The 18657-nt window shown below is 65.9% G+C and carries 17 protein-coding genes; 8 read left to right on the top strand and 9 right to left on the bottom strand.

Annotation, left to right across the window (positions count from 1 at the left end; genetic code table 11):
- Positions 1-436: 436 nt before the first annotated feature.
- Complete coding sequence (locus tag AB4061_RS24125; protein ID WP_441638199.1) at positions 437-1288, top strand: shikimate dehydrogenase family protein; 852 nt, start codon at positions 437-439, stop codon at positions 1286-1288.
- Between the two features lie 272 nt (positions 1289-1560).
- Here the strand turns inward: AB4061_RS24125 and aroQ are convergent, their stop codons facing one another.
- Both aroQ and AB4061_RS24115 read right to left on the bottom strand, forming a co-directional pair.
- On the bottom strand, positions 1561-2010 hold the full coding sequence (aroQ, locus tag AB4061_RS24120) for a type II 3-dehydroquinate dehydratase (RefSeq protein ID WP_150987230.1): 450 nt from the start codon (positions 2008-2010) through the stop codon (positions 1561-1563).
- Positions 2011-2073: 63 nt separating this feature from the next.
- Positions 2074-3126: a Gfo/Idh/MocA family protein gene (locus AB4061_RS24115; RefSeq protein WP_441638197.1), complete on the bottom strand. Its 1053-nt coding sequence runs from the start codon at positions 3124-3126 to the stop codon at positions 2074-2076.
- A gap of 108 nt (positions 3127-3234) precedes the next feature.
- Between AB4061_RS24115 and AB4061_RS24110 the strand changes: the two genes are divergently transcribed.
- The 4 genes from AB4061_RS24110 (at position 3235) to AB4061_RS24095 (ending at position 8303) form a co-directional block, all read left to right on the top strand.
- Positions 3235-4194 (top strand): LysR family transcriptional regulator, encoded by a 960-nt coding sequence (locus tag AB4061_RS24110; RefSeq protein ID WP_441638195.1) that lies wholly within the window; start codon positions 3235-3237, stop codon positions 4192-4194.
- A 287-nt stretch (positions 4195-4481) separates the two neighbouring features.
- The gene (locus tag AB4061_RS24105; RefSeq protein WP_441638193.1) at positions 4482-5894 is read left to right on the top strand and encodes an MFS transporter; all 1413 of its coding nucleotides are present in this window, start codon (positions 4482-4484) and stop codon (positions 5892-5894) included.
- Between the two features lie 327 nt (positions 5895-6221).
- Positions 6222-7283, top strand: a complete 1062-nt coding sequence (locus AB4061_RS24100) for a porin (protein ID WP_441638191.1) — start codon at positions 6222-6224, stop codon at positions 7281-7283.
- A 60-nt stretch (positions 7284-7343) separates the two neighbouring features.
- Entirely contained in the window at positions 7344-8303 is a 960-nt protein-coding gene (locus tag AB4061_RS24095; RefSeq protein ID WP_441638189.1) for an AEC family transporter, read from the top strand.
- A 24-nt stretch (positions 8304-8327) separates the two neighbouring features.
- On the opposite strand, the gene AB4061_RS24090 is transcribed toward AB4061_RS24095, so the two are convergent.
- Positions 8328-9095: an IclR family transcriptional regulator domain-containing protein gene (locus tag AB4061_RS24090; protein WP_441638187.1), complete on the bottom strand. Its 768-nt coding sequence runs from the start codon at positions 9093-9095 to the stop codon at positions 8328-8330.
- Between the two features lie 131 nt (positions 9096-9226).
- On the opposite strand from AB4061_RS24090, the gene AB4061_RS24085 reads away from it, so the two are divergent.
- The 3 genes from AB4061_RS24085 (at position 9227) to AB4061_RS24075 (ending at position 12615) form a co-directional block, all read left to right on the top strand.
- Complete coding sequence (locus AB4061_RS24085; protein WP_441638185.1) at positions 9227-11110, top strand: bifunctional sugar phosphate isomerase/epimerase/4-hydroxyphenylpyruvate dioxygenase family protein; 1884 nt, start codon at positions 9227-9229, stop codon at positions 11108-11110.
- Between the two features lie 46 nt (positions 11111-11156).
- The gene (locus AB4061_RS24080; RefSeq protein WP_441638183.1) at positions 11157-11981 is read left to right on the top strand and encodes a 3-keto-5-aminohexanoate cleavage protein; all 825 of its coding nucleotides are present in this window, start codon (positions 11157-11159) and stop codon (positions 11979-11981) included.
- Positions 11982-12069: 88 nt separating this feature from the next.
- Entirely contained in the window at positions 12070-12615 is a 546-nt protein-coding gene (locus AB4061_RS24075; RefSeq protein WP_441638181.1) for a shikimate kinase, read from the top strand.
- A gap of 62 nt (positions 12616-12677) precedes the next feature.
- Here AB4061_RS24075 and AB4061_RS24070 read toward each other — a convergent pair whose 3' ends face one another.
- The 6 genes from AB4061_RS24070 to soxC form a co-directional block, all read right to left on the bottom strand.
- Entirely contained in the window at positions 12678-13580 is a 903-nt protein-coding gene (locus AB4061_RS24070; RefSeq protein ID WP_441638179.1) for an ABC transporter permease, read from the bottom strand.
- A 19-nt stretch (positions 13581-13599) separates the two neighbouring features.
- The gene (locus AB4061_RS24065) at positions 13600-14448 is read right to left on the bottom strand and encodes an ABC transporter ATP-binding protein (protein WP_441638177.1); all 849 of its coding nucleotides are present in this window, start codon (positions 14446-14448) and stop codon (positions 13600-13602) included.
- Between the two features lies 1 nt (position 14449).
- Positions 14450-15484 (bottom strand): ABC transporter substrate-binding protein, encoded by a 1035-nt coding sequence (locus AB4061_RS24060; RefSeq protein ID WP_441638175.1) that lies wholly within the window; start codon positions 15482-15484, stop codon positions 14450-14452.
- Between the two features lie 109 nt (positions 15485-15593).
- Entirely contained in the window at positions 15594-16538 is a 945-nt protein-coding gene (locus AB4061_RS24055) for a TauD/TfdA dioxygenase family protein (protein ID WP_441638173.1), read from the bottom strand.
- A 203-nt stretch (positions 16539-16741) separates the two neighbouring features.
- On the bottom strand, positions 16742-17341 hold the full coding sequence (locus AB4061_RS24050) for a c-type cytochrome (protein WP_441638171.1): 600 nt from the start codon (positions 17339-17341) through the stop codon (positions 16742-16744).
- Complete coding sequence (gene soxC / locus AB4061_RS24045; protein ID WP_441638169.1) at positions 17328-18599, bottom strand: sulfite dehydrogenase; 1272 nt, start codon at positions 18597-18599, stop codon at positions 17328-17330. Before soxC ends, AB4061_RS24050 begins: the two co-directional genes overlap by 14 nt.
- Positions 18600-18657 lie beyond the last annotated feature (58 nt).

Genomic DNA, 18657 nt, shown 5'->3' with positions numbered 1-18657 from the left:
TCCGTGGTGGCTGCGGGTGTTAGCCATCATAGCAAGGGCCATGGCTTCGCTCTAGCCCGGGCGCCGTGCCCCGCCGTGGCGCCGTGCCGGGTTCGGCTAGCGGCAGCCGAAGCGTAGCGGGCGCCCCGCGCGCCAACAATGGGAGCGCCCCCGCCTGTCGCGCTATGCGTGCGCCGGCGTGCGATGAACGCACAAATAAAGGGTAAACCCTTAATTTCGATGCCATCCCCGCAATATGGTCTCATCCACCGGGGGCAAACCCGAATTTCGCCCCATAAGCGCGCACATACGTCCGTCTATCGCGCATAGTGCGCATTACACCTCTTGGTTCGCCTCATTTCACCCCTTAAGCTTGTGCTACCCACCTCGCTTCCGCCTTGCGGAACAAACTGCAACAGGCAACTGGCAACTGGCAACTGGCAACACGGACACCACCATGATCGACGGCAAGACCACCCTCATCGCGCACATCGGCTACCCCACCGAGTCCTTCAAGGCGCCGATGATCTACAACCCCTGGTTCGCGCAGCGCGGCATCAATGCCGTCGTGGTGCCCATGGGCCTGAAAGCCGAGCACTTCGCCGATGGCTTGCGCACGCTATTCCGGCTGACCAACCTGCGCGGCGCGCTCATCACCATGCCGCACAAGGTGTCCACCATGGAACTGGTGGACGCGCTCACCCCGACGGCCCGCATCGCGGGCGCCTGCAACGCAGTACTGCTGCGCGACGACGGCACCTTGCTCGGCGATCAGTTCGATGGCGCAGGCTTCGTGCGCGGCATCCAGCGCAAAGGCTGCCAGCTGCAGGGGGCCAGCGTGCTGGTGTCCGGCTGCGGCGGCGTGGGTTCGGCCATTGCCGCGTCGCTGGCCGGCGCCGGCGTGGCGCGGTTAGGCCTGTTCGATGCGCGCGACGCCTCGGCGCAGGCACTGGCCGCGCGGCTGCAGGCGCACTACCCGCAATTGCAGCTCGGCACGGGCTCGAACGATCCTGCCGGCTACCAGCTGGTGGTCAACGCCACGCCGCTGGGCATGAACGAGGCCGATCCCCTGCCCTTCGACGTCAGCCGCATCGACCCGCAAGCCTGGGTGGGCGAGGTCGTGATGAAGACGGAGTACACGCCTTTGCTGCGCGCGGCGCTGGAGCGCAGTTTCACCACCCCTGCGGGGCGGCGACCTACTTTTTTGTCTTGCCAAAAAAGTAGGCAAAAAAGGCGCGCCGGATGGGGCGACTACCCCCTCGGGATTCGGCGAAAAGAGYGGCCGGAACCCAAACTCGCATCGCCTTAAGGCGATACTCAGACATGGGTCCCTCTTTTCCGCCCCATACGGCCTAGGTAAACCTTGACGGCTCGCTTCGCATCGCGTTGGGGTGTGGCCCGCCCTTTGGGCGCTTCACACGGCTACCACAATGGGCTGATCAGTTGAACGGTTGATCTTGCCGCTGGTTGGCTCCCCTCTCCCGCTTGCGGGAGAGCAACCGGGGGAGAGGGAGCAGACAGCCGTCGTCAAAGCGTATGGCTTTGGCCTGTTCGGCGGCTTCGGCTCGCGCATTGGATTTGTCAGGCCGGCGTGCCCGCCAGTTTCGCTGCGATGAACTGCAGCGCCAGCCCGTACCCCTGGGTGCCGAACCCCGCCATCACCGCCTCCGCGATATCCGACAGGTAGGAGTGGTGGCGGAACGCCTCGCGCTTGTGGACGTTCGAGATATGTACCTCGACGAAGGGGATCGCGACGCCGGCAAACGCGTCGCGGATCGCCACGCTGGTGTGGGTGAAGGCGCCTGGATTGATCAGGATAAAGCTGACACCCTCGGTGCGCGCCGCGTGGATGCGATCGACGATGGCGCCCTCATGGTTGCTCTGGAAGCAGGCCAAGGATAAACCCAGCTGGCCGGCCTGCTGGCGCAGGCTGGCCTCGACATCGGCTAGCGTGGTCGAGCCGTAGATCTGCGGCTCGCGCGTGCCCAGCAGGTTCAGGTTGGGCCCGTTCAGGACGAGTACGGATTTCATGGTGTTTCCTCTGGTTTCCTCTGATGGGTCTGGTTGATTGCCGCCAGCTTGAAGACGCCCGGCTCAGGCGTCCACCGTCTCGACAATGCGCCCGCTGCGCGCAGCTTCGGCGATGGCTTCGGTCACGCGCAGATTCTGCAGCCCGTCATGCACAGTGACAAGCGGCACGGCAGCGCCGCGGATCACGTCGCAGAAATGCGCAAGCTGGCGCGCGAGCGGATCCTCGCGCATGAGCTCGACCACGCTGGCCTGGAAGGGCTTGAACCACGAGCGGTCCTGGTCTTGCGCATAGATCTTGAGCCGCATGGTCGGCACCGCGAGCGAGCCGCGCGTGCCGGCGACCACATAGCAATCCTCGTCCGGATAGCTGGCATAGTCCGCATTCTCCCGCGAAGTCTGCTCCCAACTGCGCGCCGAAGCCGCGCTATCGGACAGCATGAACGTGCCGAGCGCGCCGTTGGCAAAGCGCAGGTTGATCGCCACCGTGTCCTCGACCGGAAATTGCCGCGCGGCGTTCGACGCCATCGCCTGCACCGCCACGATCTCGCCGCACAAGGCCCGCAGGTTGCCGATCTCGTGAATCATGTTGATCAGGATCGGCCCGCCGCCAGGCTGGCGGCGCCACGGCGCCGCCGCGAAGTAGTCATCGGGCTTGCAGAACATCGCCGAGCCAACCACCGCCACGGGCGTGCCCAGCACGCCTTCCTGCACGATCTCGCGTGCACGGGCCAGCAGCGGGCTGTGCGCGCGGTGATGGCCGACCAGCAGCTTTGCATTGGCCGCCTCGGCTGCCCGGCACAGGCGCATGCCCTCCTCCAGGCTGTGCGCCACGGGCTTTTCAATCAGCGCCGGAACGCCCGCACGCAAGCAGGCCAGCGCCTCTGCCACATGCAGCTTGTTTGGCGTGGCGAGGATCACGCCATCGAGCCGCTGCGCTGCAAGGAGTGCATCTAGCGAAGCGTACAAGGGCACGCCTGTGGCGCGCGCCACCTCGGCCGCGGCCGCTGCGGGGTCGGCAATGCCGGCCAGCTCGCAGGCCGGGCTGGCCTGCACCAGTTCCATATGGCGGCGGCCAATCAGGCCGGCGCCGGCAATTCCGATTCTGAGCTTTGTCATTTGCTGTGCTGGTGAGGGATGAGCGTGGGGTGAGCCCCGCATCCGGCCGCCTGGACAGGCGCCATCGGCACAGCGTACTGTTATGCGTCGATATGATAATCAGGCGTCATGGAAACTCACAATGTCCCATCAGCGAACAATGATCCCTTCCTCCGGGATCTACGCCTGTTCTGCACCGTGGCCCGGCGCGCCAGCTTTATCGCCGGCGCCAACGAGATGGGCCTGTCCGCCGCGCATGTGAGCAAGCGCATCGCCACCCTCGAGGCCATGCTCGGCGTCAAATTGTTCCACCGCACCACGCGCCGTGTCAGCGTGACCGCCGACGGTGAAGCGGCCTTCCTGTGGGCGCAGAAGATCCTGGACGACGTCGAGAGCATGCTGGAAGCGGTTGGCGGCGCAAGCGCAGAGCCACGGGGCCTGCTACGCATCAGCACCAGCTTGCGGCTCGGGCGCGACCACCTCTGCCCGGCGCTGTCCCTGCTGCGCCAGCGCCATCCCGCGCTCGAAGTCTGGCTGGAACTGCTGGACCGCCGCGTCGACCTGATCGCCGAGAACTTCGACCTCGACATCCGCGTGGGCGAAGTCCAGGAACCTCATCTGATTGCCCACAAGATCGCCTCGGGCAGCCGCATCCTGTGCGCCGCGCCCTCGTACCTGGCCCGGCACGGCCAGCCGCGGACCCTGGCGGAACTGGCGCAGCACGACTGCCTGCCCTTTCGGGACCGCGACCAGCGCTTCGGGGTATGGCGCATGACCGGGCCCAGCGGCATGGAAACCGTCAAGATCACCGGGCCCATGGCCTCCAACCACAGCGATATCGTGCGCCAGTGGGCACACGAAGGCTACGGCATCATCATGGCTTCGATATGGGACGTGGCCAACAGCATCCGCAGCGGCGCACTGGTGCGCGTGCTGCCCGCGTACCACCAGCCGGCCGACGTATGGGCGGTGACCACGGCACGCGCTTCAGGCTCCGCCAAGATGCGGGCTTGCATCGATTTCCTCAAAGCGCAGCTGACGCAAGGACCACACGCGCTGGCAACCACCCTGGGGGCCGAAGCAGAGTAGCGTGCCGCACGTTGGAAAGGGCGTGATCTGACACCAACGGGCGCCATATGCTACAAAAATCACTTTTCGGATGAGCAGACAACCCCAGCGAGGCTGCCACGCTCCTGAGACGGACGTGGGATCCGACCTCTCTTTGCAACGGCTTGGGGGGCCACCCCGCTGGTAGAAACCCGGCTTTTGGGCGCATATCGCGCAGTCTGCGCGAATAGCGCGCAAATTGTGAGAATTCGCCTTGTCCATGATCAAGGGATCGCTTAATTTCCAGCCAACAATGATTGGAGACGAAATTGGCTACTACCCTCAATGACCGTGACCTGCACGGCAAGCGCCAAACCAAGAAAGCAACCGCGAGCGGCTGGATCGGCTCGGCACTCGAGTACTACGATTTCTTCATCTATGCGACCGCGGCGTCGCTGATCTTCCCCCAGATTTTCTTCCCCTCGGGCAACCCCAAGGTCGCCATCGTTGCTTCGCTGGCAACCTACGGTGTCGGCTATATCGCCCGGCCCATCGGCGCCCTCTTCCTGGGCCACTGGGGCGACACCCACGGGCGCAAGAACGTGCTGGTGCTGTGCATGTTCCTGATGGGCTTCTCGACCGTGGCAGTCGGCCTGCTGCCGACCTACAGCCAGGTTGGCATGCTCGCCCCGGTGCTCCTGGTCATCCTTCGCCTGATCCAGGGCTTCGCGGTCGCCGGTGAAATCTCCGGCGCCAGCTCGATGATCCTGGAGCACGCGCCGTTCGGGCGCCGCGGCTACTACGCCAGCTTCACGCTCCAGGGCGTGCAGGCCGGCCAGATCCTGGCCGCCGCAGTCTTCCTGCCGCTTGCCTACTACATGCCCTCGGACGCGTTCAATGCCTGGGGCTGGCGCATTCCCTTCCTGCTGAGCGCCGTCGTGCTGGTGGCGGGCTTCATCATCCGCCGTGAAGTCTCCGAGACGCCGGCGTTTGCCAAGGAAGCCAAGGCTGGCGAAGTGGTGCGTTCGCCCATCATTGAAGCCTTCAAGTTCAGCTGGCGCGACATGATCCGCGTGGTGTGCATGGCCCTGATGAACGTGATCCCGGTGGTGGCCACGATCTTCGGCGCGGCCTATGCGGTGCAGCCGGCGTACGGCATCGGCTTCGACAAGAGCCTTTACCTGTGGATTCCGGTGGCAGGCAATATTCTCGCGGTGCTGGTCATTCCGATTGTCGGCAACCTGTCCGACAAGATCGGCCGCAAGCCGCCGATCGTCATTGGCGCGCTTAGCTCCGGGTTGCTTTCCTTTCTCTATCTCTATGCCATCAGCATCCATAACGTGCCGCTTGCCATCGTGGCATCGCTGCTGATGTGGGGCATCGTCTACCAGGGCTACAACGCGATTTTCCCGAGCTTCTTCCCCGAGTTGTTCCCGACACGCTCGCGCGTGTCGGCCATGGCCATCGCGCAGAATATCGGCACCGCCGTCACCGCCTTGCTTCCCGCGCTGTTCGCCACCGTAGCGCCTCCGGGATCGGCCAATATCCCGATGACGATCGGCGCGATTACCCTCGCCGTGACGATCGTTGCGGCCCTGGCGGCCCTGAGTGCCCGGGAAACCCACCGCATCCCCATGAGCGAGCTCGGCGAGCCCAACGCCGCTCCCATGGACAAGCAGGACTACGACCGGCTGCGCGCCGAGGCCATGGGCGAGACGAAGGTGGCCCGGGCAGCCGCCTGAGGGCACCACGGCCCTGCTTGAGAGCAAAGCGCGCCGGTCCGCCCCGGACCAGCGCGCTCTGAAGCCAGGCCCTACCTCCGCCGCCGTCACCGAGTTGCACTTGTTGGCGATATCGGCGATATCGCCGATATCACGGCCCTGTCACGCTCCTTTCACCTGATGCCGGTGCGATCGCAGGCACCCAAGGGGACCCGTTTTTCCGAAAGCGCTGAAACACAAACGCGCCATCGAATGAAATTTAATTAAATCGAATTACCAAGCCCACGTTTTAAAGAAATCAATATCAATATTGATATCCACATGAAAAATATCTGGAGGAGTATCGACATGAACAAGAAAGCCGCCGCCCTGCTCGTTCTGGGGAGCGCCGCCCTGCCCGCATTCGCGCAGCAATCCGGCGTCACCCTGTATGGTCTCGTCGACACCACTATCCGCTACTCCACCCACGCGAACGCCGCCGGCAACAGCAAGTGGGAAATGACCGATGGCGAACTCACCGGCAGCCGCTGGGGCCTGCGCGGCACCGAAGATCTCGGCAACAACCTGAAGGCCTTCTACATCCTCGAATCAGGTTTCAGCCCGGATACCGGCAGCAGCCAGCAAGGCGGCCGCCTGTTCGGGCGCACCGCGGTGATCGGCCTGGACGGCGATTTCGGCAAGCTTGCGCTGGGCCGGCAATATACGCTCGCCCACGAAATCCTGTCCTCCTACGAGGCCATGGCATTCGCCAACAACTCCATCGTCGGCTACCAGGGCGGCAACTACACCGGCTTGCGCTACGACAACACCATCAAGTACATCAAGTCCTTCGGCGGTTTGCAGGCCGCGGCGGCCTATACCTTCGGCGAGGTGCCGGGCAGCATCAAGGCCAGCAACGCGACGGCAGGCTCGCTGGTCTACAGCAGCGGCCCCATCGAAGTGGGCGCCGTCTACCAGGTCACGCACGATGTCTCCTCCGCCTTCTTCGGCGCCGTGCCGGCCGCGCAGGCCAGCAAGCAAACCGTGTGGGGCCTGGGGGGTACGTGGAAGGCTTCGCGCGCGCAGTATTACCTGGGCTATACCAACAACCGCCTGGATGTGGCCGACTATCGCAACAACGTAGGCTATATCGGCACGCGCGTGAATATCACCGAGGCCTTCAGCTTTATCGGCACGTTCCAGTACGACTGGCTCAAGCATGCCGGCGCGAGCGGCAAGCGCATGACCACCGCGGGCATGCTGGACTACAACTTCAGCAAGCGCACCGACGTCTACGTGGCAGTGGATTACACCCACCTGAGCGGCGCCTGGATCCCGCTGAACAGCTCGCCGAACTTCAACAACAGCGGCAACATGTTCGGCAACACGACCCGGCTGGGCTTCATGGCCGGCCTGCGCCATAAATTCTGAGGCGCGTAGCCGGACACAAGCTGACAAACATAAACCAACAAGAATACCGACAAGACTCGCATGCTCGATATCCTGGCGATCATCGCGCCGATCTACATCCTCATCCTGATCGGATTCACGACGACCCGCGCCGGGCTGTTTGCCAAGGCCGACATGCGCGTGTTCGGGAAGTTCGTGATCAACCTGGCATTGCCGGCGCTGCTATTCCGCGCGCTGTCGCAACGCCAGGTTGGCGAGATTCTCAATGTCAGCTACCTGCTCGCCTATAGCATCGGATCGTGGGCGGTGATCGGCCTGGGCTATGCCTGGTGCCGGCGCGTCAGCCGGCTGAATCCGGCCACCAGCGCGTTCTATGCGATGGGCATGTCATGTTCGAACAGTGGGTTCATCGGCTACCCCATCCTCCTGCTGACGCTGGCGCCGGTGGCGGGCGTTTCGCTCGCGCTCAACATGATGGTGGAAAACCTGCTGGTGATTCCCATCCTGCTCTTCATGGCGGAGCGCAAGCCGGGTGGCGCCGGCCGGTGGCAAGCGTTGGGCAAAGCGCTGGCCCGGCTGATCCGCAATCCGCTGATCCTTGGCTTGCTCGCGGGGCTGGCCGTGTCGGTGCTTGGCCTGACATTGCCCGCGCCGGTCACGCGTACCGTCGATACGCTGGCAACCGCCTGCAGCGCGCTCTCGCTGTTTGTCATCGGCGGAACGCTGGTCGGACTACCCATGGGCGGGCTCGGCTCGCGGATCGCGCCGATTGTCGTGGGCAAGCTGGCGCTGCATCCGTTGTGCGTTTTCCTGGCGGCCACGATGCTGCCGATGCTCGGGTTGCCCGAGATCGACCGCTCGCTTAGCGCAGCGGCCGTGCTGATGGCGGCGATGCCGATGATGGGTATCTACGCTACCCTGGGCCAGGCCTACGGGCAGGAGGATTTCAGCGCTGTGACCTTGCTGATCACAACCATCGCTTCCTTCTTCACGCTGAGCGCGTTGCTCTTTTTGCTTGGCGCATTTCACGCGCTCCCCTGACAGGCTTGCCGGGCGCGGCGCGTCTCACAACACCCGCATGATCGAGATCGCCGTATCCTGCAGCACCCGCAGCACCCGCTCCAGCGCCTGCTCCGCGCTCTCGTCCCCGATCTGCATATTCACGCTGAGCGCTGCGATCACCTTCCCATGGCGATCCCGCAGCGGCACCGCCACCCCCCGCACGCCGATCTGCAACTGCTGCTCGACCAAGGCATAACCTTGAGCGCCGGCACGGCGGATTTCCGCCATCAAGCGATCCTGCTGCATGATCGTGTACGGCGTGTAGGGCGTCAGCACGCAGCCTTCCAGCCAGGCCTTGACCTTATCCTCCGGCTCGGACGCCAGCATCATCACGCCGGACGACGCCAGCGGCGCGGGCACGCGCGCGCCTAGCACGAAGCCTGTGTTCATCACCCGGCTGGTGCCGGTGCGGCAGATAAACACCAGTTCCCAGTCGTCCAGTACGCTCAGGTAAGCCGGCTCGCCAACGGCGGCGGTGATCTGCTGCAGGAAGGGCTGCACGGTGCGCGGCAGGCGCGCGGAGTCGAAGTACGACCACCCGACCTTGAGCACGCGCGGGGTGAGGCTGAACAAGGTGCCATCGCTGGTGGTGTAGCCCAGATGCTCCAGGGTCAGCAGGTAGCGTCGCGCGGCGGTGCGCGTGAGGCCGGTGAGCTGGGCCGCCTGCGTGGGTGTCAGGCGCGGGTGGTCGTTGTCGAATGCCTCCAGGATGGCCAGGCCCTTCTCCAGCCCGGCAATCCAGTCCCGACGGCTCAATGGTTCTTTATCCATAGCGGAAACCCTAATTCCGAGCGCCAGTCGCTCGCATACGCGCGATTGTCGCACGTCTACGCGCGAATTGCGCTTGTTGCCTCCTACGATCAGTCTTAATCTTGCCTTACACGAAGCACGCAGGATCTGACATGGACACCACAATCTGGCGCCACCCGAAATCGATCGCCACCGTATCGCTCTCCGGCACGCTCCCTGAAAAACTCGAGGCCGCCGCCGCGGCCGGCTTCGATGGGGTCGAGATCTTCGAGAACGACCTGCTGAACTTCGACGGCTCGCCAGCCGACGTGCGCCGCATCGCGGCCGACCTCGGCCTGGCCATCATGCTGTACCAGCCCTTCCGCGATTTCGAGGCCATGCCGGATGCGATCCGCGAGCGCAACATGGCGCGAGCCGAGCGCAAGTTCGACGTGATGGAAGAGCTCGGTGCGCGCATGGTGCTGGTCTGCAGCAATGTGCAGGAGATCGCCATCGACGATCCTGCGCGCGCGGCGGCCGACCTGCGCGCCATGGCCAAAGCCGCGGCCAAACGCGGGCTGTCGGTAGGCTACGAGGCGCTGGCCTGGGGCCGCCACACGCGGCGCTGGCGCCAGGCGTGGGAAATCGTGCGGCAGGCTGACCACCCCGCGCTGGGCCTGGTGCTGGATAGCTTTCACACGCTCGCGCTTGGCGACACGCTCGAAGGCATCGGCGAGGTGCCAGCGCAAAAGCTCTTCTTCGTGCAACTGGCCGACGCGCCGCGGATGAGCATGGACGTGCTGTCGTGGAGCCGGCATTACCGCAATTTCCCCGGGCAGGGCGATCTGCCCGTCACCGAATTTGCGCGCGCGGCAATGGGCGCGGGCTATCGCGGGCCGCTCTCGCTGGAGATCTTCAACGACGAATTCCGCGCGGCACCCGCGCGCCTGACCGCGCTCGATGGGCTGCGCTCGCTGATCTGGCTCGAGTCCGAGGCGGGCGGCCCGCCCCTGCCGGCGCCACCGCGTTTCGGCGGCGTGGACTTCCTGGAGTTCGCGGTGGACTACGTGACCGGGCGCGAGCTGGGCGCGCGCCTGCGCTCGCTGGGCTTTAGCCACGCGGGCCGCCACCGCTCCAAGGCGGTGGAGCTGTACCGGCAGGGCGGCGTCAACATCATTCTCAATGCCGAGCAGGACAGCGCCGCGGCCGAGCATTTCCAGCTGCACGGCCCCTCCGTGTGCGCACTCGGCCTGAAGGTGGATGATGCACAACGCGCCGTCACGCGTGCCCGGGCCCTGCTGTGCAAGGAGTGGCGCGAGCGCATCGGCCCGCACGAGCGCCGCATTCCGGCATTGCGCGCGCCCGACGGCATGCTGTTCTACCTGATCGACGAACAGGGCTCGGACCGCAGCATCTACGAAAGCGACTTCGTGCTGGAACCCGGCGGCGCCGACAGCGCGGGCGCGGGGCTGATGGCCATCGACCATATCGCCCAGGCCCTGCCGCCGCACAGGCTCGACAGCTTCGTGCTGTTCTACAAGACGGTGTTCGGCCTGCAGGCGCAGGCGCTGCACGAAATCACCGATCCGTATGGACTGGTCAAGAGCCGCGCCATGGTCAGCGCGGAGCAGAGCCTGCGGATTGCGCTCAATGTCTCGGAGAGCAGCCGCACCGCAACCGGCAGGTTCATCACCGCCTACGCGGGCTCGGGCATCCACCACATCGCATTCCGTACGCCGGATCTGTGCGCGACGCTGACGCAGGCCGTGCCCGCCGAGGCCGCCATGCTCCACGTGCCGGACAACTACTACGACGATGTCGGCGCCCGGCTCGGGCTGGACGATGCCGCGCTGGAACGCCTGAGGCAACACCAGCTGCTATACGACAGGGATGCCGGTGGCGAATTCCTGCATGCGTACACCGAGCCCTTCCACGACCGCTTCTTCTTCGAGCTGGTGCAGCGCGACGGCTACCTCGGCTTCGGCGCGGCCAACGCCTCGCTGCGCATGGCCGCGCAAGCCCTGGCCTGCCGCAGCCGCCAAGCCCCCGCGGCCTGAAGCCGGCAGCCTCATCCCTTATTGGAGCCTCACATTGGAGCCTCACATGCAAGATCCCTGCATCATCTCAGTCGCCATCACGGGCTCGGTGCCCCGCAAGAAAGACAATCCCGCCATCCCGATCTCGGTGGCCGAGCAGATCGAGAGCACGCACCAGAGCTTCGAGGCAGGCGCCACGCTGGTGCATCTGCACGTGCGCGACGATGCAGGGAATTCCAGCTCGGACCCGGCGCGCTTCGCCGAGCTGCAGGAAGGCATCCGCAAGCATTGCCCGGGCATGATCGTGCAGTTCTCCACCGGCGGGCGCGGGCGCGCCATGGAGCAACGCGGCGCCATGCTCGACCTGCGCCCGGACATGGCCTCGCTGGCCACGGGCTCGGTCAACTTCCCCACCACCGTCTACGAGAACCCGCCCGACTTCGTGCGCGCGCTGGCCAAGGCCATGCGCGATTACCACATCAAGCCCGAGATCGAGATCTTCGACCTGGCGATGCTCTACAACACGGCGGACCTGGTCAGGGAAGGCTTGCTGCTGGCGCCGGTGCACGTGCAATTTGTGTTCGGCATCAAGAATGCGCTGCCGGCGCGCAAGGACATCCTCGAATTCCAGGTGGCGCAACTGGGCAAGGTACTGCCCGGCGCGACCTGGACCGCGGCGGGCATCGGCCGGCACCAGCTGGAGGTCAATCACTGGACGCTCCAGCTCGGCGGCCACTGCCGCACCGGCCTGGAAGACAATGTGCGCTGGGACAAGGACACGCTGGCCGCCAGCAACGCGCAGCTGGTGGGCCGGGTGGCGGCGCTGTGCGCGCAGTACGGCCGCGCCGTGGCCACGCCGCAAGAGGCGCGCCAGCTGCTCGGCCTGGCATGAGCGTCTTACCCACCCGTTTTSATTGCCACGCATCTCGTGCTACCGTAGAGAAGACCGGATCCGGAGCCGAAAACGGCTCAACGCAAACTTGGATTTCGATAACCTTTTCTTCGTTGGCTTCATGGGCGCTGGCAAGACCACCATCGGCAGGACGGTGGCGCGCCGGCTCGGGCTGCCTTTTTTCGATTCCGACCACGAAATCGAGGCGCGTTGCGGCGTGCGGATACCCACGATCTTCGAGCTGGAAGGCGAGGAAGGCTTTCGCGAGCGCGAAAGCCGGGTGCTGGATGAACTCAGCCAGCGCAACGGCATCGTGATGGCCACCGGCGGCGGCGCCGTGCTGCGCCCGGAAAACCGCGAGATGCTGCGCTCGCGCGGCTGCGTGATCTACCTGTGCGCCTCGCCCGCCGAGCTGTGGCACCGCACGCGGCGCAACCGCAACCGCCCGCTGCTGCAGGTCGCCAACCCGCGCGCCACGCTGGAAGCGCTGTTCCAGGTACGCGACCCGCTGTATCGCGAGACCGCGCACCTGATCATGCCCCCGCACGGTGACAGCGTGGCGAATGCCGCCGACCGCGTGCTGGAGCGCCTGGGCTTGAGCGAGCGGGTTCTGCCGCCTCCGGTCGACCCCTGAAGCCCCTGAAACCGCCTCGCCCAGGAGTGGCGCAACCATCACATTTCCCATCACCGCCAGCCTCAGTGCTGCATGCCCCAGCGGCGCACGGTGACACGCTCCAGCGTCCTGAACACCAGGTTCTCCACCAGTAGGCCGATCAGGATCACCATGGCCAGGCCGGCGAAGACGCGGTCGGTGTACAGCTCATTGCGGTTCTGGAAGATGTACCAGCCTAGCCCGCCCTTGCCCGACGACGCGCCAAACACCAGCTCCGCCGCGATCAGCGTGCGCCAGGCAAAGGCCCAGCCGATCTTCAGGCCTGAGAGGATGGCCGGCAGCGCGGCGGGCACCAGGATCAGCAGCACATAGCGCAGCCCGCGCAGGCCGTAGTTGCGCCCGGCCATGCGCAAGGTGGCCGGTACCCCGCGAAAGCCCGCATAGGTATTGAGCGCCAGCGGCCACAGCACCGAATGGATCAGCACGAACACCAGGCTCTTGCTGCCAAGGCCGAACCACAGCAGCGCCAGCGGCAGCAGCGCGATGGCCGGCAGCGGGTTGAACATGGCAGTCAACGTGTCCAGCACGTCGCGCCCCAGTTCGGTGGACACCGCCAGCGTGGTCAGCACGAACGCCAGCACAATGCCACCGGCATAGCCTTGCAGCAGCACCGACAGCGAGATGCCGGCCTTGGCCAGCAGCTCGCCGCTGCCGACGCCCTCGGCGAAGGCCCGCGCGGTGGCGAGGAAACTCGGGAACAGCAAATCGTTATCCTGCACGCGGGCAATGATTTCCCACAGGCAGGCCAGCGCCACCAGGATCAGCGTCTTGCGCAGCCAGCCGTGCTGCCACAGGCGCTGTGGCCAGGGCAAGGCGCGCGCGACCGGCAGCGCGGTGAAGGGTTCCAGTACGCGCTCGTACTCCGCGCGGACCACCGTGGTGGCGGAAAGAGAGGTTGTGCTCGTGCTTGTGTTTGTGCTCGTCATGGTCGATCCTGGCGGGCGTTCAGCGCGCCTGCGCGGTGCGTGCAGGCGACGGCGCCGGGTGCGGCGCCTCGTCGAACAGCAGATGGTGGATGCGTTGCGCGGTAGCCTGGAACTCCGCCCCGCCCTGGCTGGCCAGGTCGAACTGGTGGCTGTTGAGCTCGGCGCGCACGCGCCCCGGATGCGGCGACAGCAGCAAGATACGGCTGCCCACCACCAGCGCCTCTTCGATCGAGTGCGTGACAAACAGCAGCGTGAAGGCGGCGTCGTGCCACAGCGTCAGCAACTCCTCCTGCATGCGCCGGCGCGTGAGCGCGTCCAGCGCGGCGAAGGGCTCGTCCATCAGCAGCACCTTGGGGCGCATCGCCAGCGCGCGGGCAATCGCCACGCGCTGCTTCATGCCGCCCGACAGGGTATGTGGATAGGCATCGGCAAAGTTGGCCAGCCCCACCTTGTCGAGGAAATGCAGCGCGCATTCGGACGCCTCGCGGCGCGACATGCCGCGCGACTGCATGAGCGGGAACATCACGTTCTGCCGCACCGTCTTCCAGGGCGGCAACTGGTCGAACTCCTGGAACACCACGATGCGGTCGGGGCCGGGCGCACTGACGGGCGCACCCTCGATCCGGATCTCGCCCTCGCACGGCGCAACGAAGCCCGCCACGGCCTTGAGCAAGGTCGACTTGCCGCAGCCCGACGGGCCGAGCAGCACAAAGCGATCGGCTGCATGGACATCGAAGCTCACCTGATGGGTGGCGCGCACCACGCGCTCGGGAGTGCGGTATTCCAGCGAGACGCCGTCGACCTGCAACAGCGGCGCGGGGGCGGCGCGCGCGGAAACCACGCGTAGCGGGGAAGGTTGCGCGGTCATGTCAGCTACCCTGCGCGGTGACCGGATCCTGGAAGAAATAATCCTGCCAGGATTTCGGCTGGTTGCGGATGGCGCCCACCCGGTGCATGAACTCGGCCAGCGCAAAGGTGTTCTGCGGCGCGACCTTGAACTGCACCTGCGGGTTCTTCAGGATCTTGACCAGCAGCGCGCGATCGATCTTGGCCTTGTTGACGCGGATATAGAGGTCGGCGGCGGCTTCCGGGTTGGCGGTGGCGAACCTGGCCGCCTCGGCCAGCGCATCGACAAAGGCGCGATAGGTCTTGGGATTGTCGTTGCGGAATTTCTCGGTGGCATAGAGCACGGTGGCCGAGCTGGGGCCGCCCAGCACGTCATACGAATTCAGCACGATGCGCGCATTGGGATTGCCGGCCAGCTCCTGCTCCTGGAACGGCGGGTTGCCGAAATGGCCGCTGATCTCGGTACCGCCGGCGATGATGGCCGCGGCCGCATCGGGATGCGGCACCGCCACCGTCCACTTGTCCAGCCGGTTGAACTCCTTGTCGCCCCATTGCTTGGCCGCAGCCAGCTGCAGCACGCGCGACTGCACCGATACCGATACCGCGGGCAGCGCGATGCGGTCCTTGTCGGTGAAGTCGGCGATGGTCTTTACCTTGGGATTATTGCTGACCAGGTAGTAAGGGAAGTTGCCCAGCGATGCCACACCCTTCACGTTCTGCTTGCCGTGCGTGCGGTCCCACACCGTCAGCAAGGGGCCCACGCCCGCGCCGGCGATATCGATGGCGCCGGACAGCAGCGCATCGTTGACGGCGGCGCCACCTGACAGTTGAGTCCATTCCACCTTGACGTCCACGCCCTGCTGCTTGCCTTGCTTCTCGATCAGTTGCTGGTCGCGCGCCACGTTGAGCAGCAGGTAGACCACGCCGAACTGCTCGGCGATGCGGATCTTCCCTTCCGCGCGGGCCGCGCCCGTGGCCGCCATGCCAGCGGCAAGCGTTAGCGCGACGACGCCACGCGGCCAGCGGGCGGAGAAAAAACGGGAACGTAGCAGGGACATGCGGGACTCCGGTGGATATTGCGGATGCGGTGGATACCGTGGATACAGTGAATTCGGCAGAGCGCGGGAGACGGGCCGGGCCCGCCCTGCAGTGTGCGATGCGTGCCGCTCAGACGGGCAGATCGCCTTCGATGGTCGTGCGGTACATCACGCGGCGCATGGCCTGCGGGCAGCCTGCTGCCAGATGCAACAGCGAGCGGTTGTCCCAGAACACCAGGTCGTGCTCCTGCCAGGCGTGGCGGTAGATATGCTCGGGCTTGACGCTATGCGCGAACAGCTGCGCCAGCAGGTCGCGGCTTTCGTCTTCAGGCAGCCCGGCGATGCGCGTAGTGAAATGCTCGCTGACGAACAGCGCGCGCCGCCCGGTCTCAGGGTGCGTGCGCACCACCGGCTGCAGCACCGGGGCCACCTGCGCGATCTGCTCGGGCGTCAGGTTGGGACGCCACGGGCTGCGCTGTTGCAGCTCGGCGTATTTGGCCAGGTAGGTGTGCTCTGCTTTCAGCCCGTCCACCTTCGCCTTGAGATGCGCGGGCAGCGTTTCCCAGGCCAGGTGCATGTTGGCGAACAACGTGTCGCCGCCTTCGGCCGGCAACGCCTGGGCGTGCAGCAGCGAGCCCAGGCTGGGTTTTTCCTTGTACGAGAGATCGGAATGCCAGAAATGCCCGGCATCGCCCAGCCCGATCGGCTTGCCGTCCTCGAGCACGTTGGAGACGATCAGGATCTCGGGGTGATTGGCAAGCTGGAACTGGTGCAGCACATGGATTTGCAGCGGGCCAAAGCGGCGGCTGAACGCGATCTGCTGCGCGGGCGTGATGCGCTGGCCACGGAAGACCACCACGTGGTAGTCGAGATGCGCGCGGTGGATGCGGGCGAAGTCTTCCGCGGACAGCGGCTCGGCGAGGTCCAGGCCAACGATCTCGGCGCCCAGCGGCGCATCGAAGGGACGGATCTCGAACCGGGCGCTGCCGGGGAATGCGCCGGGTGCAGCGGGTGCGGCGGGTGCGGCGGGTGCGGTGGCACGGGAAGTTGAGGCCGGGTGGGTTCCAATCGTCATGACAGGCTCTTAAGCGGGGGACCGAAAGTGCGTAGCGGAACGCGCGCGGCACCGCGCCTGGCTGCACAAGGCAATAGCCAGGCCCGCACCGCTTGTTCAAGCTTTGCACTGTAGTGAACCCGGACTGGAGCGGTCAACGAATGTAATCGCCGCCGCTTATTCGCTTATCGCATATGGGCGTCCCGCGTGATTGCAGCGTAGTCTCAACGCGCCGGTGCGCCGCAGCCGCGGCGGCAAGGCACGTTCGCCGTATCGGGCCGCGCGTCCGCGACGAAGCCATCGCGATTCGGCATGCGCACCTGCGGCAACGTGCGCGCGTCCAGCACGGCATCCGCCGGCACGATGCCGTTCAGGTGCAGCAGATACGCGGTGACCGCATAAACCTCATCCGCCTTGAGGCTCTGCGGCGCGTTGTATGGCATGGCCCGGTTGATGAAATCGAACACTGTCGTCGCATACGGCCAGAAGCTGCCGATGGTCTTCAACGGCGGCTTGCCATTCACGCCGCCGCCTTTCAGGCTGCCATGCCCGCCGACCAGCGCATCGGCCGGCTTCCCTTCGCCTTTCAAGCCGTGGCACGCGGCGCACTGGTTCTCGTAGACCTGCTTGCCAAGTGTCACGCTGCCGCTGCCTGGCGGCAGCCCGGCGCCATCCGGCGTGACATCGATGTTCCAGGCGGCGAGATCGCGCTCGCTGGCCAGCAAGCCAATGCCGTAGGTTTGCGCCTGTGCCTGCGCGCAGACCGCGGCCATCGCCAGCACAGCGGCGGCAACGTGGGTACGGTGGGATTCAAGCGCGCGCATTGGCAATGCTCCCGTCGGCGCTGACGCGCCAGGCTTGTATGGCGTTGTAGTGGTAGGTGGACTCATAGCCGCGCGCGGCCACCAGCTGGTCCGGCAAGGGCTGCACATTGCCCGCCTCGTCGATGGCGCGGCTTTGCAGCACGGCAGGGCCGCCCTCCCAGCGCCATGGCAGGCGAAAGCGCGTGAGCGCGCGGTCCAGCACGGGATCCTGCAACTGCGCCTCGCGCCAGTTGCGCCCGCCGTCCACCGACACTTCCACTCGCCGGATGCGGCCGTAGCCGGACCAGGCAAGGCCGGAGATTTCATAAAAACCTCTGTCGCGCAACCGGTGGTCCGGCGCGGGAAAGGTGATCACGGACTTCACATCCATCATGAAGGTGAACTGGCGCGCGCTGCCGTCCGGCAATGAGTCCGTGTACTTGGATGTCTCCTCGCGCGTCATGAAGGGCGCGCGGCCGAGCTTGAGCCGGCGCAGCCATTTGATGCTCATGTTGCCTTCGAAGCCCGGCAGGAACAGCCGCAGCGGGTAGCCGTGCTCGGGCCGCAGCATCTCGCCGTTCTGCGCGTAGACCAGCAGCGCGTCTTCCATCGCCTTGGCCATCGGCACGCTGCGCGTCATGGTGGCGGAGTCGGCGCCCTCGGCCAGCAGCCAGGCGGCCTCCGGGCGCACGCCCACTTCTTCCAGCACGACGGAGAGCGGCACGCCCGTCCATTCGCAGCATGACAGCAAGCCGTGGCTGATCTGCACGGAAGTGGCGCTGGGCGCGCGCCATTCGCGCCCGGTATTGCCCGAGCACTCCAGGAAATGGATGCGCGAAACCGATGGCAACCGCACCAGGTCGTCCATGGTGAAGATGCGCGGGCGGTCCACCAGGCCATGCACGGCAAGGCGGTGCTGCGCCGGATCAATCTGTGGGATGCCGGCGTGGTGGCGCTCGAACACCAGGCCCGTGGGCGTGATGATGCCGCGCAGGTCCTGCAGCGGCGTCATGGAGGAGTTCGCGCCGGGCATCGGCGCGGGGCCGCGGTTGCGCCGGATCACGTTCTTCTCGAATGCGGAGGGCTGGCCGTAGGCGTGCCACAGCACCGGCTCGCCCGGGGCCCGCGTCCATGGCGGCACCGTCAGCGTTTGCGCGCGCGCGGGCACGGCGCCCAGCGCCGCCGCAGCGCCCAGGCTCGCGCCCATGCCTGCCCCCTGATGCAGGAAGCGGCGCCGCCCGGCCTGCGGCAGCTTGCCTTTGTCGTCCTTGTTCGTCATTGCCTCACGCCTTGCCTTGTCCACTGCACACAAAGGGCGAACTATAGGACCGGCTCAG

Source organism: Cupriavidus sp. YAF13 (genome assembly GCF_052113425.1).
Taxonomy (GTDB): domain Bacteria; phylum Pseudomonadota; class Gammaproteobacteria; order Burkholderiales; family Burkholderiaceae; genus Cupriavidus.
The sequence above is the reverse complement of the archived record's forward strand: the minus strand, read 5'-3'. Positions and strand labels throughout refer to the sequence as shown.

What these genes read in the sequence shown, in the direction of transcription:
- soxC (WP_441638169.1), bottom strand. Translation starts at nt 18,599, where the DNA reads ATGACGAACAAGGACGACAAAGGCAAGCTGCCGCAGGCCGGGCGGCGC.
- AB4061_RS24065 (WP_441638177.1), bottom strand. Translation starts at nt 14,448, where the DNA reads ATGACCGCGCAACCTTCCCCGCTACGCGTGGTTTCCGCGCGCGCCGCC.
- AB4061_RS24110 (WP_441638195.1), top strand. Translation starts at nt 3,235, where the DNA reads ATGGAAACTCACAATGTCCCATCAGCGAACAATGATCCCTTCCTCCGG.
- AB4061_RS24100 (WP_441638191.1), top strand. Translation starts at nt 6,222, where the DNA reads ATGAACAAGAAAGCCGCCGCCCTGCTCGTTCTGGGGAGCGCCGCCCTG.
- AB4061_RS24095 (WP_441638189.1), top strand. Translation starts at nt 7,344, where the DNA reads ATGCTCGATATCCTGGCGATCATCGCGCCGATCTACATCCTCATCCTG.
- aroQ (WP_150987230.1), bottom strand. Translation starts at nt 2,010, where the DNA reads ATGAAATCCGTACTCGTCCTGAACGGGCCCAACCTGAACCTGCTGGGC.
- AB4061_RS24085 (WP_441638185.1), top strand. Translation starts at nt 9,227, where the DNA reads ATGGACACCACAATCTGGCGCCACCCGAAATCGATCGCCACCGTATCG.
- AB4061_RS24060 (WP_441638175.1), bottom strand. Translation starts at nt 15,484, where the DNA reads ATGTCCCTGCTACGTTCCCGTTTTTTCTCCGCCCGCTGGCCGCGTGGC.
- AB4061_RS24115 (WP_441638197.1), bottom strand. Translation starts at nt 3,126, where the DNA reads ATGACAAAGCTCAGAATCGGAATTGCCGGCGCCGGCCTGATTGGCCGC.
- AB4061_RS24080 (WP_441638183.1), top strand. Translation starts at nt 11,157, where the DNA reads ATGCAAGATCCCTGCATCATCTCAGTCGCCATCACGGGCTCGGTGCCC.
- AB4061_RS24055 (WP_441638173.1), bottom strand. Translation starts at nt 16,538, where the DNA reads ATGACGATTGGAACCCACCCGGCCTCAACTTCCCGTGCCACCGCACCC.
- AB4061_RS24090 (WP_441638187.1), bottom strand. Translation starts at nt 9,095, where the DNA reads ATGGATAAAGAACCATTGAGCCGTCGGGACTGGATTGCCGGGCTGGAG.
- AB4061_RS24050 (WP_441638171.1), bottom strand. Translation starts at nt 17,341, where the DNA reads ATGCGCGCGCTTGAATCCCACCGTACCCACGTTGCCGCCGCTGTGCTG.
- AB4061_RS24070 (WP_441638179.1), bottom strand. Translation starts at nt 13,580, where the DNA reads ATGACGAGCACAAACACAAGCACGAGCACAACCTCTCTTTCCGCCACC.